At 72.6% G+C, this 15,126-nt stretch carries 13 protein-coding genes; 8 read left to right on the top strand and 5 right to left on the bottom strand.

Annotated elements, in window-relative coordinates; translation table 11 throughout:
- Positions 1 to 60: 60 nt before the first annotated feature.
- The 3 genes from AMK25_RS14395 to AMK25_RS14385 form a co-directional block, all read right to left on the bottom strand.
- On the bottom strand, positions 61 to 1,164 hold the full coding sequence (locus AMK25_RS14395; protein WP_073828889.1) for a sugar ABC transporter substrate-binding protein: 1,104 nt from the start codon (positions 1,162 to 1,164) through the stop codon (positions 61 to 63).
- Between the two features lie 204 nt (positions 1,165 to 1,368).
- Positions 1,369 to 1,848 carry a Cys-tRNA(Pro) deacylase gene (gene ybaK, locus AMK25_RS14390; protein ID WP_073828888.1) on the bottom strand — a complete coding sequence of 160 codons (480 nt, stop codon included), beginning with the start codon at positions 1,846 to 1,848 and terminating at the stop codon, positions 1,369 to 1,371.
- Between the two features lie 48 nt (positions 1,849 to 1,896).
- Positions 1,897 to 3,129, bottom strand: a complete 1,233-nt coding sequence (locus tag AMK25_RS14385; RefSeq protein WP_073828887.1) for a THUMP-like domain-containing protein — start codon at positions 3,127 to 3,129, stop codon at positions 1,897 to 1,899.
- Between the two features lie 255 nt (positions 3,130 to 3,384).
- On the opposite strand from AMK25_RS14385, the gene groES reads away from it, so the two are divergent.
- The 3 genes from groES to AMK25_RS14370 all read left to right on the top strand — a co-directional run bounded on the left by groES (position 3,385) and on the right by AMK25_RS14370 (position 7,145).
- Positions 3,385 to 3,699: a co-chaperone GroES gene (gene groES, locus AMK25_RS14380; protein WP_018222648.1), complete on the top strand. Its 315-nt coding sequence runs from the start codon at positions 3,385 to 3,387 to the stop codon at positions 3,697 to 3,699.
- Between the two features lie 70 nt (positions 3,700 to 3,769).
- Entirely contained in the window at positions 3,770 to 5,416 is a 1,647-nt protein-coding gene (gene groL / locus AMK25_RS14375; RefSeq protein ID WP_073828886.1) for a chaperonin GroEL, read from the top strand.
- A 136-nt stretch (positions 5,417 to 5,552) separates the two neighbouring features.
- Complete coding sequence (locus AMK25_RS14370) at positions 5,553 to 7,145, top strand: molybdopterin-dependent oxidoreductase (protein ID WP_073828885.1); 1,593 nt, start codon at positions 5,553 to 5,555, stop codon at positions 7,143 to 7,145.
- A gap of 168 nt (positions 7,146 to 7,313) precedes the next feature.
- On the opposite strand, the gene AMK25_RS14365 is transcribed toward AMK25_RS14370, so the two are convergent.
- Positions 7,314 to 7,697 (bottom strand): WhiB family transcriptional regulator, encoded by a 384-nt coding sequence (locus tag AMK25_RS14365; protein ID WP_073829337.1) that lies wholly within the window; start codon positions 7,695 to 7,697, stop codon positions 7,314 to 7,316.
- Between the two features lie 252 nt (positions 7,698 to 7,949).
- Here AMK25_RS14365 and AMK25_RS14360 point away from each other — a divergent pair, with 252 nt between their 5' ends.
- Positions 7,950 to 8,759 (top strand): helix-turn-helix transcriptional regulator, encoded by an 810-nt coding sequence (locus tag AMK25_RS14360; RefSeq protein WP_073828884.1) that lies wholly within the window; start codon positions 7,950 to 7,952, stop codon positions 8,757 to 8,759.
- 18 nt (positions 8,760 to 8,777) lie between these two features.
- On the opposite strand, the gene AMK25_RS14355 is transcribed toward AMK25_RS14360, so the two are convergent.
- Positions 8,778 to 9,182 carry a DUF5319 domain-containing protein gene (locus tag AMK25_RS14355; protein WP_073828883.1) on the bottom strand — a complete coding sequence of 135 codons (405 nt, stop codon included), beginning with the start codon at positions 9,180 to 9,182 and terminating at the stop codon, positions 8,778 to 8,780.
- Positions 9,183 to 9,379: 197 nt separating this feature from the next.
- On the opposite strand from AMK25_RS14355, the gene guaB reads away from it, so the two are divergent.
- From guaB to AMK25_RS14335, 4 genes are all read left to right on the top strand, one after another.
- On the top strand, positions 9,380 to 10,942 hold the full coding sequence (guaB, locus tag AMK25_RS14350; protein ID WP_073828882.1) for an IMP dehydrogenase: 1,563 nt from the start codon (positions 9,380 to 9,382) through the stop codon (positions 10,940 to 10,942).
- A 30-nt stretch (positions 10,943 to 10,972) separates the two neighbouring features.
- Positions 10,973 to 12,091 carry a GuaB3 family IMP dehydrogenase-related protein gene (locus AMK25_RS14345; RefSeq protein ID WP_073828881.1) on the top strand — a complete coding sequence of 373 codons (1,119 nt, stop codon included), beginning with the start codon at positions 10,973 to 10,975 and terminating at the stop codon, positions 12,089 to 12,091.
- Between the two features lie 87 nt (positions 12,092 to 12,178).
- Positions 12,179 to 13,573, top strand: a complete 1,395-nt coding sequence (locus AMK25_RS14340) for a M1 family metallopeptidase (protein ID WP_073828880.1) — start codon at positions 12,179 to 12,181, stop codon at positions 13,571 to 13,573.
- A gap of 89 nt (positions 13,574 to 13,662) precedes the next feature.
- Complete coding sequence (locus tag AMK25_RS14335) at positions 13,663 to 15,120, top strand: M1 family metallopeptidase (protein ID WP_073828879.1); 1,458 nt, start codon at positions 13,663 to 13,665, stop codon at positions 15,118 to 15,120.
- Positions 15,121 to 15,126: the final 6 nt, after the last annotated feature.

Raw genomic sequence — 15,126 nt, 5'->3', positions numbered from 1 at the left:
CGCGGGCGCCGCCCGGCACGGGGGAACCCGTGCCGGGCGGCGCCGCCTGAGGCGGGTGGGTCAGCTCACGCCGGCGTCGGTGCAGAGCTTCGCGAAGGCACCGGTGCAGAGCTCTTCCTTGGTGACGTAGCCGTCGGCCACCACGTCCTTGACGTTGTCCTTGAAGATGGCCTTGGGCTCCAGCAGCACGGCCGGCACGTCCCGGTTGCCCTCCGGGTCCTTGACCGTCTGGCCGGTGTCCTTCCGCTCACCCTTGGCGAGCGCGATGGCCAGGTCGGCGGCGGCGTCCGCCTCCTTCTTGACCGCCTTGTAGACGGTCATGCACTGGTCACCGGCGAGGATGTTCTGCAGGCCCTCCTTGGTGGCGTCCTGACCGGTCACCGGGACCTTGCCGTTGAGCTTGTTCTTCTTCAGCACCGAGATGGCCGCGTTGCCGAGACCGTCGTTGGCGGCGAGCACGCCGTCGATCTTGCCGCCGGCCTTGGTCATCTGCTGCTCGAAGATCGTGGCGGCCTGCGCGTTGTCCCACGCCGGTACCGGGTCGTCGGCGACCTTGGTGTACTCCTTCGAGTCGAACTTCGGCTTGAGCACCGAGTCGTACCCGTTCTTGAACAGGGTGGCGTTGTTGTCCGTCGGCGAGCCGTTGAGGTACGAGATCGACGGGTTCTTGACGCCCTTGTCGGTCAGGCACTTGCTCAGGCCCTCGCCCTGGAGCTTGCCGACCGCCTCGTTGTCGAAGCTGACGTAGTACTGGGCGGAGCCGCCCAGGGTCAGCCGGTCGTAGTCGATGGTCGCCACGCCCTGCGACTTGGCCTTGTCGAGCACGGCCTTGCCGGTGCCGGAGTCCAGGTTGACGATCATCAGGACGTTGACGCCGCTGGTGATCATCTGGTCGGCGATGGTCTGGAACGCGGTCTTGTCGTTCTGCGCGTTCTGGATGTCGGACTCGACGCCCGCCGCGTCGAACGCCGCCTTGAGGTACTTGCGGTCCGCGCCCTCCCAGCGGGCGGAGGACTTGCTGTCGGGCAGGATCACGCCGATCTTCGGCTTCTTGGCGTTGGAGCCGCCGGCCTCGTCGGAAGAACCGCCGTTGTCACCACAGGCGGCCATGCTGCCGGTCGCGAGGAGACCGACGGCCGCGAAGGTGAGGAAGCCCTTGCGCATGTGCAGGGTCCTTTCGGAGGTGGGGGAGTGGTGATGTTTTGTTGTGTCCGGCAACGTATTCCTCACCTCCCATGGGCCGCAAGACTGCCGAGGTCAGAAGTTTGTTGGCGGCGGTAACAATTCAGCAACGCGGTTGTCACCCGCGAGACACCGCCGGACGGGCGCGTTTCGGGAACGCTCCCACACGTACCGTCACGAGGCCCGTCAGACGGCGGCGATCGATGCCGTGGCCGCCCCGGTGAGCGTCACCAGATCCGTCGGCGTGAGCTGCACCTGCAAGCCGCGGCGGCCCGCCGAGACGTACACCGTCGGGTGCGCCAGCGCCGAGGAGTCGACGACTGTCGGTAGCCGCTTGCGCTGGGCCAGCGGGCTGATCCCGCCCCGCACGTACCCGGTCGCCCGCTCCGCCACCGCCCGGTCCGCCATCGCCGCCCGCTTGCCGCCCACCGCGGCGGCGAGCGCCTTCAGGTCCAGCTCGCCGGTCACCGGCACCACCGCCACTGTCAACCCGCCGTCGACCTCGGTGACGAGCGACTTGAACACGCGGTCCGGCGCCACGCCCAGCGCCGCGGCGACCAGCGCGCCGTAGTTCGGCGCGTCCGGCGAGACGTCGTAGGTGTGGGTGCTGTGGGCGATCTTCCGCTTGCTCAGCAACGCGATCGCCGGAGTGCCAGGGCCCGCCACCGGATCAAGCTAGCCCGGTCGTCGGCCGGCCGCGAGCCGAAACCGCGGTCAGCCGCCGGCCGGGACCGGCCGGCAGACGAGCACCGTGGGGTCGCCCGCGACCCGGGTAAGCACCAGGTCCGCCGCCGCGTCACCGGAGAGTCGCAGGTCACGGCGCAGCTTCTCCGGCTCCAGCGCCGAGCCGCGCTTGCGGATCTCGACCCGGCCGACCCGGCGCTCCCGCAGCAGGGCGCGCAGCCGCTTCAGCGAGAACGGCAGCACGTCGGTGATCTCCAGGCAGCGGGCGAACGGGGTGGGCCGGGCCTCGTCGGCGTACAGGTAGGCGATCGACGGGTCGGCGAGCGTGGCGTCGAGGTCCGTGGCCAGCTCGGCGACCAGGTGCGCGCGCACCACGGCCGGGTCCGGGTCGTACAGGAACCGCCGGACCGGCCCCACCGGCGCCTCGGCCGCCCCGGTGCCGGTGAGGTGATAGGAAGGGACCCTTTTAATGCCGGAGGCGTTAAGAAGGGGCCCTTCCTTCTCGCGCAGCAGTGTGGCGCGGCGGGGGACGCCGGCCAGCTCGCCGCACCACAGCGCCGCCTCGACCAGGTCGCCGTCCACGCTCACCCACTCCGCCTCGGCGCCGGCCGGGATCAGCGCGTGGTCCAGCCCTGGCGCCACCTTCACCACTGTGCGCGGCACCCGCGCGGCCAGGCCGGTGACGAAGTCCCACGGCGGTGAGTAGGCCCTCGGGTCGAAGACGCGCCGCCCGGTGCCGGCCCGCCGCCGCGCCGGATCGCAGAACGCGCCGTCGACCCGGCTCACGTCGAACGCCGTGGCGTCGCCGCACTCGACGGTCACCAGTTCCGCCAGCCCGGCGGCCCCGGCGTTCGCGGCGGCCATCGCGGCGGTGAGCGGGTCGGCCTCCACCGCGTACACCCGGATCCCGGCGCGGGCGGCGGCGAGCGCGTCGGCGCCCAGGCCGCAACCCAGGTCGGCGAGGGTGGTCACGCCCGCGGCGCGCAGCCGCGCGGCCCGCCGGTCGGCGACCACCCCGCGGGTGGCCTGCTCCAGCCCGGACCGGGTGAGGAACATCCCGTCGGCGCCCGCGCCGAACTTGCCGACCGCGCGGCGGCGCAGCTCCGCCTGGGTCAGCGCGGCGGCGGCGAGGTCGCCCGGAATCCCGGCCGAGCGCAGCGCGGCGGCCGCCGCCAGCGGGTCGCCGCCGGCCACCCGACCGGCCGCGGCCAGCGCGGCCGACCCCTCGGGGGTACGCAGCGCGGCGAGCTGGTCGAGATCCACGCGCCCATTGTCCCGGCTCGTTTCCGGCGCGACACGGAGGGCGACGCGTTGGCACTCTCCTTGACGGAGTGCTAGCCGAGGAATAACCTGCGATTAGCACTCTCACCCTGAGGGTGCCAACGCCCGGGCCCTGGTGCCCGGGGGTTGAGCGCCAGGCGGACCGGCACCCGCGACGACGGCCCCGCCCGGTGGCATGTGGCAGATTGACGCTGGTCGGCACGCCGGCCGGCAACGACACCAAGTACCCGGGAGGGTATGCCCGTGACTACCGCGACCAAGGTTGCGATCAAGCCGCTCGAGGACCGCATCGTGGTCCAGGCGAACGAGGCCGAGACCACCACCGCCTCGGGCATCGTGATCCCCGACACCGCCAAGGAGAAGCCGCAGGAGGGCACCGTCCTCGCTGTCGGCCCGGGCCGGATCGACGACAAGGGCAACCGCGTGCCGATCGACGTGAAGGTCGGCGACACCGTCCTCTACTCGAAGTACGGCGGCACCGAGGTCAAGTACGCCGGCGAGGAGTACCTGGTGCTCTCCGCCCGCGACGTCCTCGCGGTCATCGAGAAGTAAGCAACCGATCAGTGTCGTTGCCCCGGTCCGGCTCGCCGGGCCGGGGCAACGTCGCTTCGAAGGGATACTGATGGCGAAGATCCTCAGCTTCTCGGACGATGCCCGGCACCTGCTGGAGCACGGTGTCAACGCCCTCGCGGACACGGTCAAGGTCACCCTCGGCCCGCGCGGGCGCAACGTCGTCCTGGACAAGAAGTTCGGTGTGCCCACGATCACCAACGACGGCGTGACCATCGCCAAGGAGATCGAGCTCACCAACCCGTACGAGAACCTCGGCGCGCAGCTGGTCAAGGAGGTGGCGACCAAGACCAACGACGTCGCCGGCGACGGGACCACCACCGCCACCGTGCTGGCCCAGGCCATGGTCCGCGAGGGCCTGCGCAACGTGGCCGCAGGCACCAACCCGACCGGCCTGAAGCGGGGCATCGACGCGGCGGCCGCCAAGGTCTCCGAGGCGCTGCTCGGCAAGGCCGTCGAGGTCTCCAGCAAGGAGTCGGTCGCGAACGTGGCGACCATCTCCGCGCAGGACGCCGCCATCGGCGAGCTGATCGCCGAGGCGATGGAGAAGGTCGGCCGCGACGGTGTCATCACCGTCGAGGAGGGCTCCGCGCTCATCACCGAGCTGGAGGTGACCGAGGGTCTCCAGTTCGACAAGGGCTTCATCTCGCCGAACTTCGTCACCGACCTGGAGGCGCAGGAGGCGGTCCTGGAGGACCCGTACATCCTGATCACCACGCAGAAGATCTCGGCCATCGAGGAGCTGCTGCCGCTGCTGGAGAAGGTCCTCCAGAACAACAAGCCGCTGCTCATCGTCGCCGAGGACGTCGAGGGCCAGGCCCTGTCGACGCTCGTGGTCAACGCGCTGCGCAAGACCGTCAAGGTCTGCGCGGTCAAGGCCCCCGGCTTCGGCGACCGCCGCAAGGCGATGCTCCAGGACATGGCGATCCTGACCGGCGCCGAGCTGGTCGCCCCGGAGCTGGGCTACAAGCTCGACCAGGTCGGCCTGGAGGTGCTCGGCACCGCCCGCCGCGTCGTGGTCGACAAGGAGAACACCACTGTCGTCGACGGTGGCGGGCAGGCCTCCGAGGTCGCCGACCGGGTCGCCCAGATCCGCAAGGAGATCGAGGCGTCCGACTCGGAGTGGGACCGGGAGAAGCTGGCCGAGCGTCTGGCGAAGCTCTCCGGCGGCATCGCCGTGATCAAGGTCGGCGCGGCCACCGAGGTCGAGATGAAGGAGCGCAAGCACCGCATCGAGGACGCCATCGCCGCGACCAAGGCCGCGGTCGAGGAGGGTACGGTCCCGGGTGGCGGCGCCGCCCTGGCCCAGATCCTGCCGGCGCTCGACGACGACCTGGGCTTCACCGGTGACGAGAAGGTCGGCGTCTCGATCGTGCGCAAGGCGCTCGTCGAGCCGCTGCGCTGGATCGCCCAGAACGCCGGCCACGACGGCTACGTGGTGGTGCAGAAGGTCGTCGGCAAGGACTGGGGCCACGGCCTCGACGCCGCCACCGGCGAGTACGTCGACCTGGCCAAGTCCGGCATCATCGACCCGGTGAAGGTGACCCGCAACGCGGTCAGCAACGCCGCCTCGATCGCCGGCCTGCTGCTCACCACCGAGAGCCTCGTGGTGGAGAAGCCGGCCGAGCCGGAGCCGGCCGGCGCCGGTGGCCACGGCCACTCGCACGGTCACGGCCACCAGCACGGCCCGGGCTTCTGACCCGAGGAGTACGGCTCGACGTCAGGGCACACCGCCGACCCGGTGGTGTGCCCTGACGGCTTTCCCGGGCCGGGTCCCCTTACGGAACGCTGACGGAATTGGCAGCAGTCCCCGCGGGTCGACCAGACTGGATGCCGTGAGCACCCTCTCCCGCCGCCGCGCGGCGCTGGCCGGTGTCGTCGCCGCCGTGGTGGCGCTCGGCGCCGCCGAACCCGTTGCGGTCCTGACCGGCCCCCGGTCGGCTCCGCTCGTCGCCGTCGGCGGACTCGTCGTCGACCTGGTGCCCGAGCCGCTCAAGCAGTTCGCCATCAGCGTCTTCGGCACGTACGACAAGATCGCGCTGCTGATCGGGACGGCGCTGCTGCTGGCCGCCTTCGGGGCGCTGCTCGGTCTGGCGGCGGTCCGGCGGCTGGCGATCGGCCTGGCCGGCATCGCCGCGTTCGCCGCGCTCGGTGTCGCCGCCGCGCTGACCCGGGCCGGCGCTGACGCGTTCGACGCGCTGCCCTCCCTGGTCGGCGGCGGACTCGGCGCGCTGACGCTCTGGGCGTTCGTGGCCGGCCCGCTGGGCGCCGATTTGCCGTCCGCCCCGCCTCCGGCGGTCGCCGCGCTGGCCCGGGAGGGGGAGACGCCGGGCGGCTGGGAGCCGGCCCGGCCCGACGACGCGGAGTCGCGACGACGGTTCCTGCGTGGCGCCGGGCTGCTCACCGGCGCGGCTGCGGTGGCCGGGCTGGGCGGGCACTGGCTGGCCGGCCGGCGTGGCGTGTCGACGGCCCGGGACGCGGTGACGCTGCCCGCCCCGGCCGCGCCCGCCCCACCGCTGCCGGCCGGAGCCGACCTGTCGCTGTCCCGGCTCGCGCCGTACGTCACGCCGAACCGGGAGTTCTACCGGATCGACACCGCGCTGGTGGTGCCGCAGGTGGACCCGGTCACCTGGCGGCTGCGCATCCACGGGCGGGTCCGCAACCCGATCGAGCTGAGCTTCGACGACCTGCTCGCCCGTCCGATGGTCGAGCGTTACGTGACGCTCGCCTGCGTCTCCAACGAGGTGGGCGGCGACCTGATCGGCAACGCGCGCTGGCTCGGCGTACCGATCAGGAAACTGCTCGACGAGGCCGACCCGGAGGACGGCGCGGACCAGGTGGTCGGCCGGGCCGTCGACGGCTGGACCTGCGGCACGCCCACCTCGGTGCTGCGCGACGGGCGGGACGCGCTGCTCGCGGTCGGCATGAACGGCGAGCCGCTGCCGATCCGGCACGGCTTCCCGGTGCGGATGGTGGTGCCCGGCCTCTACGGGTACGTCTCGGCCTGCAAGTGGCTCACCGAGTTGGAGCTGACCAGCTTCGCCGACTTCGACGCGTACTGGGTGCCGCGCGGCTGGTCCGCGCAGGGGCCGATCAAGACGCAGTCCCGGATCGACACGCCCCGGCCTCGCAGCCGTCCCGCCGCGGGTCCGGTGACTGTCGCCGGTGTGGCGTGGGCGCAGCACCGCGGCGTCCGGCGCGTCGAGGTACGTGTCGACGGCGGCCCGTGGCAGGAGGCGACGCTCGCCCCGGCGGTGTCGGCGGACACCTGGGTGCAGTGGTCCTGGCGGTGGGACGCCACGCCGGGCGAGCACACGCTCCAGGTGCGGGCGACGGACACGACCGGCGAGACCCAGACGGAACAGCGGGCCCCGGTCGCCCCCGACGGCGCAACGGGATGGCACACAGTGCGAGTCACGGTCACCTGACCACCGCCCAGGCTTGATCAACACCAGTTCCCGGAAGTGGTGGCATCAGAGGCTCTGCGATATGACCATTTCGCCGAGCCGGTGTTGATCAAGCGGGGGCGGGACGGGCCCGACGCGACGACGCCGCGCCCCGGGATCGGGGCGCGGCGTCGGGGGTCGTGAAGCCGGTCAGGCGACCTTGCGCTGGTCTGGCACGGCGGTGTTGTGCGGACGGCCGAGGCGGGCCTCCAGCCGGGCGATGTCCACCCGGGTCTGCCGGCGGTCGGCCAGGTCCTCCCAGCCGAGCGCGAGCAGCCGCAGCCGCTCGGACTCGCTGAACCCGCCCCAGACGCCGTACGGCTCGCGGACGGAGAGCGCGTGCGCGGCGCACTCGGCGCGTACCGGGCAGGCGCGGCAGACGGACTTGGCGCCCATCTCACGGCGCATCCGGGAGGAGCCGCGCTCGCCGTCCGGGTGGAAGAACTGCGCGCTGTCGCGGCCACGGCAGGCCCCGAGCCGCTGCCAGTCCCAGAGCTCGTCGATCGGTCCAGGCAGCCTACGTACGTTCGACATCAGCACCCCTCCTCCCGCGCGGCACCGCGGAGAATGTTCGTGGCCAGCTACCGGGCGGCGGTCCGCGCGGGATGCCGGTTCCGGATGAACCCCTCGGTACCCGAGCCGTCCCCGCCTCACACATCTGTGATCGAAAACCTCGGACAGTCAGCGGCATATGCCCCATCTGTCGGAAAAGTTCGGATGATTGCCCGGAACCCCCTCCCGAGCCCACCTCCGCATGGTCTGCTCTGAGTCGGAGAGGAGCCCACTGTGCGTAGTGTTCTTGTGTGCGTTCGGACACCATTGGCGGCCCAGCATCTGACCTCCGCCGCGGCGCGGCTCGGGCTGTCCGGCGTCGTCCGGACGGCAGTCTCCGATCCGGAGGTGATGTTGCGGCTCGCCGAGCGTCCGGTGGACGTGGTGCTCGCCGACACCGCCCTGACCCGGCCGGACAGCGCCGGTTTCGTGCGCCGGGTGCTGGCCCGCGCGCCGCAGGCGGCGGTGCTGCTGCTCGGCGCCGAGGAGTCGGAGTCGGCGGCGGCCACCATCAGCGCCGGCGCTCGCGGACTGATCCAGAACGCCGACCACGACCTGACCAGCGCTGTGGCCAAGGCGCTGCTGCTGCTCTCCGCCCCCGGGCGGAGCAACCGGCACCGGGTCGCGGACACCGCCCGGGACGCGGCCGCGGTCGGCGGACCGGCCCGGTCGGCGGGGCGTACCCAGGGTGGACCCGGCTGGCCGGCGGCGGCGCCGGTGGATGCCGCGGGCCTGCCCACGGTGGTGCCTGTGCAACGGGGTGAGGACGCGGAGGACCCGGCGGCGGACGCGGCGGAGGCGCCCCGGCCGGGTGCCGGCCAGCGCGCGGCGCGGACGCCGCGCGGCGCGGTCGGGCTGACCGAGCGGGAGCTTCAGGTGCTGCTCGGCATGGCCGAGGGCAAGAGCAACGCGGAGATCGGGCGGGAGCTGTTCGTCTCCGAGGACACGGTCAAGACGCACGCCCGGCGGTTGTTCCGCAAGCTCGGCGCGCGGGACCGGGCACACGCCGTGGCGGCCGGGTTCCGGGCCGGCCTGGTGGCCTGACGAACCGGCTGTCGGCGCTCAGCTCTCGCTGGACTCGTCGGTGCCCTCGGTGAGCGTGTCGTGCACGCCGTCCGCGTAGCCACGGGCGTAGTCCCAGCTCACGTAATGGTCCGGGTCCGGGTCGTAGGCCGGCTCGTGCACCCGGGGACGCCCCGAGTTGAGCAGGTGGCGCAGGTTGCCGCGCAGCAGGTCCCAGTCGAAGTAGTGCGGCTCGCGGCAGTCCTCGCACTCGATCACCAGGCCGCGCACCCCGATCGGCTGGAGCAGCGCCTGGTAGATCTCCAGGTCGGCGAGATCCTCCAGCACGTCCTGGCGTTCGACGTCGGTCAGCGGGTCGAGCGCGTCGTCGTCGCCGGGGTCGTGCAGACCGGCAGCCGGATCGGCGGGATCGCCGTTGAACGGGTCGATGGGCTCGTCGTGCACCCTCTCACCGTAGACCCCGGGCCGCCGGAAAGCCCGCCCCAGCCCGCGCTGTGGCCCGGCCTACCCCCGGGCCCGCCGCTGCCCGGACGCGAACCGGCCAGTGGGTACGATGAGGCGACGCGCCGTCACCAGGCGCCCGCCGGTGCCCGCGCGCGCCGCCTCGCTGCAGCCCGATCGACCAGCTCAGGGGAGCAATCGTGGAGAATTCGCCCAGCACCGAGATCCCGGCCGGCACCGACGGTGGGGAGCTGGGTGGCCATCTGCCCGAGCTGCCGGCCGGTTCGGCCCGGGTGGTACCGCTCGGGTTGACCTTCGACGACGTGCTCCTGCAGCCGGGCGAGTCGGACGTCGTGCCCAGCCGCGTCAACACCCGCACCCGCCTCACCCGCAACATCGAGCTGACCGTGCCGCTGCTGTCCAGCGCGATGGACACGGTCACCGAGGCGCGGATGGCGATCGCCATGGCCCGCCAGGGTGGCATCGGCGTGCTGCACCGCAACCTCTCGGTGGAGGACCAGGCGCTCCAGGTCGACCTGGTCAAGCGCTCCGAGTCCGGCATGATCACCAACCCGGTGACCGCCAGCCCGGACGACACGCTGCGCGAGGTCGACGCGCTCTGCGGTCGCTACCGGATCTCCGGCGTGCCGGTGGTGGACGGGCAGGGCCAGCTGGTCGGCATCGTCACCAACCGCGACATGCGCTTCGTCTCCGACCCGGCCACGCCGGTGCGCGAGATCATGACCCGCACCCCGCTGATCACCGCCCCGGTCGGCGTGAGCAAGGACGACGCGCTCGGCCTGCTGCGCCAGCACAAGATCGAGAAGCTGCCGATCGTGGACGCGGGCGGCAAGCTGCGCGGCCTGATCACTGTCAAGGACTTCACCAAGAGCGAGCAGTACCCGAACGCCACCAAGGACGACGCGGGCCGGCTCCGGGTCGCCGCCGCGGTGGGCGTGGGTGAGGACGGCTACAAGCGGGCCCGCGCGCTCGTCGACGCCGGCGTGGACGTGGTCATCGTGGACACCGCGCACGGCCACCAGCGCGCCGTGCTGGAGATGGTCGCCCGGCTCAAGCGGGACGTGACCATCGACATCGTGGGCGGCAACATCGCCACGTACGCGGGCGCGAAGGCGCTCGTCGAGGCCGGCGCGGACGGCGTGAAGGTGGGCGTCGGCCCGGGCGCCATCTGCACCACCCGGATCGTGGCCGGGGTCGGCGTACCGCAGATCACCGCGATCATGGAGGCGGCCCGCGCCGCCCGCCCGGCCGGCGTGCCGGTGATCGGCGACGGCGGCATCCAGTACTCCGGCGACATCGCCAAGGCGCTCGTCGCGGGCGCCGACACGGTGATGCTCGGCAGCCTGCTGGCCGGCTGCGAGGAGAGCCCCGGCGAGCTGATCTTCATCAACGGCAAGCAGTACAAGGCGTACCGGGGGATGGGCTCGCTCGGCGCGATGCAGTCGCGCGGCCAGGGCAAGTCCTACTCCAAGGACCGCTACTTCCAGCAGGACGTGCTCGCCGAGGACAAGCTGGTCCCGGAGGGCGTCGAGGGCCAGGTGCCCTACCGGGGGCCGCTGTCCGCGGTCGCCCACCAGCTCATCGGCGGCCTGCGCGCCGCGATGGGGTACGTGGGCGCGGAGAGCATCCCGGAGCTGCACCGGCGTGGCCAGCTCATCCGGATCACCGCGGCCGGGCTCAAGGAGAGCCACCCGCACGACATCCAGATGACCGTCGAGGCGCCCAACTACCACTCCCGCTGACCCACCACCCCCAACCACCTGGAGTCCCCCATGCGTGACGTGGTCGAGATCGGGCTGGGCAAGACCGCGCAGCGCGGCTACCACCTGGACGACATCGCCATCGTGCCGAGCCGCCGCACCCGGGACGTCGACGACGTCTCCACCGCGTGGCAGCTCGACGCGTACCAGTTCGGCATCCCCTGTGTCGGCCACCCCTCGGACGCGACCATGAGCCCCGCCTCGGCGGTCCGGCTGGGCCAGCTCGGCGGCCTCGGGGTGCTCAACGTCGAGGGCCTCTGGACCCGGTACGAGAACCCGGCCAAGGTGCTGGAGGAGCTTGCCGGTCTCGGCGAGGACGCGCGGGCGACCAAGCGCCTCCAGGAGGTCTACGCCGAGCCGATCCGGCCCGACCTGATCGCCGAGCGGGTACGCGAGCTGCGCGAGGGCGGCGGCACGGTGGCGGTGCGGGTCTCCCCGCAGCACACCCTGGCGCTGGCCCCGGTGATCCTCGACGCGGGCGTGGACATCCTGGTCATCCAGGGCACGCTCGTCTCGGCCGAGCACGTCTCCACCACCGACGAGCCGCTGAACCTCAAGGAGTTCATCGCCGACCTGGACCTGCCGGTCGTCGTCGGCGGCTGCACCGACTACAAGACGGCGCTGCACCTGATGCGTACCGGCGCGGCCGGCGTGATCGTGGGCATCGGCGGCGACGACTGGTCGACCACCGAGTCGGTGCTCGGCATCCGGGTGCCGATGGCCACCGCCATCGCCGACGCCGCCGCGGCCCGCCGCGACTACCTGGACGAGACCGGCGGCCGGTACGTGCACCTGATCGCCGACGGCGACATGCAGACCTCCGGCGACATCGCCAAGGCGCTCGGCTGCGGCGCGGACGCGGTGATGCTCGGCGAGCCGCTCTCGCTCTGCGCGGAGGCGCCGGCCGGTGGTGCCTGGTGGCACTCCGCGGCCAGCCACCCGTCGCTGCCCCGGGGCGCGTTCGAGGTGGCCGGCGAGCCGCTCGGCTCGATGGAGAAGCTGCTGTTCGGCCCGGCCGACGAGCCGGACGGCCAGCTCAACCTCTTCGGCGGCCTGCGCCGCGCGATGGCCAAGTGCGGCTACCGCGACCTCAAGGAGTTCCAGAAGGTCGGGCTGGTCCTCGACCGCTGAGCACCGCTGAGCACCGCGCGACGGCGCGGGCGGCGGCCCGGACGTGTTCCGGCCCCGCCCGCGCCGTCGCGCGTCTAGGCTCGCCGGGTGAGGCGGCGGCGGATCTGGGCGGCAGGGCTGGTGGCGGTGGCGCTCGCGGCCGGCGGGTGCACGGGCGGCGACGACAACGGGTTCCGGGCGGGCGCGGCGGACGTCGGTGACCCGTACGTGCCGGGGGCCGGCAACGGTGGCTACGACGTGGGCCACTACGCGCTGGACGTGCGCTACGACCCGGCCGGCGACAAGCTCACCGGCACCGCCACGCTGACCGTCACCACCACCCGTGCGCTGTCCCGGTTCCAGCTGGACCTGGCCGGGCTGGACGTCGAGCGGGTCCGGGTGGACGGGGAGGCGGCGAAACACCGCCACGACGGCGCCGAGCTGATCGTCACCCCGCCGCGCGGGCTGCCGTCGGGGAAGCGGCTCACCGTCGAGGTGACGTACGGCGGGGTGCCGGAACCGCTGCCGAACGCCGAACTCGGCGACGGCGGCTTCCACGCCACACCGGACGGCGCGATAGCGCTCGGCCAGCCGGAGTCGGCGAGTACCTGGTACCCGGTCAACGACCACCCGTCGGACAAGGCCACCTACGACTTCGCGGTCACCGTGCCGGACGGGCTCGCCGCGCTCGCGAACGGCGTGCCGCAGGGCCGCACCAGCGCCGGCGGCTGGACCACCTGGCGCTGGTCCGAGCGCGCGCCGATGGCCAGCTACCTGAGCACACTGGTGATCGGCGACTACCGGGTCAGCACCGGCACGCACGCGGGCAAACCGCTGGTCACCGCCGTCGCCGAGGCGCTGCCCGCGGACGGGCCGGCCGCCGCGTCGGTGGCCCGCACCGGCGAGATCGCCGACTTCCTGGCCGAGCGCTTCGGCCCGTACCCGTTCGAGGCGTACGGCGGGATCGTGGTGGCCGACGAGCGCATCCGGTACGCGCTGGAGACGCAGAGCCGGCCGGTCTACGGGCCGGGCTTCTTCCGGGGCGACCGCCCGAACACCGAAGTGGTCGCGCACGAGCTGGCCCACCAGTGGTTCGGCGACAGCGTCTCGGTGGCCCGGTGGAGCGACATCTGGCTCAACGAGGGCTTCGCCACGTACGCCGAATGGCTCTGGGCCGAGCACGACGGCGGCCGGACGGTGGCGCAGACCGTCGCCGAACGGTACGCGGACACCGACTGGTCGAAGCCCACAGTCGACCCGGGCCGGTCCGGGATGTTCGGCGACGCGGTCTACCAGCGGGGCGCGCTCGCGGTGCACGCGCTGCGTCGCGCGGTCGGCGACGAGACGTTCTACCGCGTCCTGCGCGGCTGGCTGGCGCAGCACCGCAACGGCAACGTCACCACCGCCGACTTCGTCGGGTACGCCGAACGCACGTCCGGGCGGCCGCTGCGGACGCTGCTGGACGCCTGGCTGGTCGGCGCGACGCCACCGGGACTGCCGTGACGTGGGCGTGACCGCCGCTGGGTAGGCTGCCGCGGGCGGAGCGGCCCGTGGGCGGGGCCGCTGTTCGGGACCCCGGAGGGATCGAAGCGATGACGCGGCGCGGCGGACGACGACGGCTCGGGCTGCTGGCCTGCACGACGCTGCTGGTGGCCGGCTGCGGCTCGGCCGAGCCGGACCCGGGACCGGCGGCTTCCACCACTGCCGCTCCGGCGGCCACGCGCAGCTTCGCGGCGGGCGCGCCCGGCGCCGGGGACCCCTACTTCCCGAGCTACGGCAACGGCGGCTACGACGTCGCGCACTACACGGTGAAGGTGCGCTACGACCCGGAGACGGACAAGCTCAACGGCACCACCACGCTGCGGGCCACCGCGACCGCCGACCTGTCCGCGTTCAACCTGGACCTGGCCGGGCTGACCGTCCGCTCGGTCACCGTGGACGGCGCCGCCGCCCGGCACAGCCGTACCGGCAACGAACTGGTGGTCACCCCGGCCACCGGGCTGACCTCCGGCAACGGTTTCACCGCCGAGATCCGGTACGACGGGCGGCCGGAGGCGCTGCGGACCGAGGCGCTGGGCGAGGGTGGCTGGCTGCACACCTCCGACGGGGCGATCGCGCTCGGGCAGCCGGAGTCGGCGAGCACCTGGTACCCGGTGAACGACCACCCGTCGGACAAGGCCACCTACGACATCGAGCTGACCGTCCCGAAGGGACTGACGGCGGTCTCCAACGGCGTGCCGAAGGGGAAGACGACAAGCGGCGACTGGACCACCTGGAAGTGGTCGGAGGGCGCGCCGACCGCCAGCTACCTGACCACTGTGGCGATCGGCAAGTTCCGGGTCACCACCGGCGAGCACAAGGGACGGCCGGTGTACAGCGCGGTCACCACGCAGCTGCCCCAGGGCGCCCCGGACCGGTCGATCGCGCGGACCGTCGAGGTCGCCGACTACCTGGAGAGCGTCTTCGGGCCGTACCCGTTCGACTCGTACGGCGGGGTGGTGATCGCCGACGAGCGGATCCGGTACGCGCTGGAGACGCAGAGCCGTCCGGTCTACTCGGCCACCTTCTTCCGGCAGGGCGACAACACCGGCGTGGTCGCGCACGAGCTGGCCCACCAGTGGTACGGCAACAGCGTGTCGATCCAGCGCTGGCAGGACATCTGGCTCAACGAAGGGCTGGCCACGTACGCGGAGTGGCTGTGGGCCGAGCACAGCGGCTCGACCACCGTGCAACGCACGTTCGACCAGAAGTACGCGAACGCCGGCGCTCAGGTGTGGCGGACGCCGCCGGGCAAGCCGGGGGTGGAGAACCTGTTCAGCCGCTCGGTCTACGAGCGGGGCGGGATGACAGTGCACGCGCTGCGGGTGGCGGTGGGCGACACCGCGTTCTTCTCCGTCCTGCGTACCTGGGCGGCGGAGCGGAAGAACGGCAACGCCACCACCGCCGACTTCGTGGCGCTGGCCGAGCGGGTCTCCGGCAAGAAGCTGGCGAAGGTCTTCGACCCGTGGCTGTACGGCACCGAACGCCCGCCCACCCCGAAACCGCTGTAGGTCGCG

The sequence above is a fragment of the Micromonospora sp. TSRI0369 genome (assembly GCF_001905625.1).
GTDB lineage: Bacteria > Actinomycetota > Actinomycetes > Mycobacteriales > Micromonosporaceae > Micromonospora > Micromonospora echinospora_A.
Note: the sequence above shows the minus strand (reverse complement) of the source record. Positions and strands in the feature narration are given on the sequence as shown.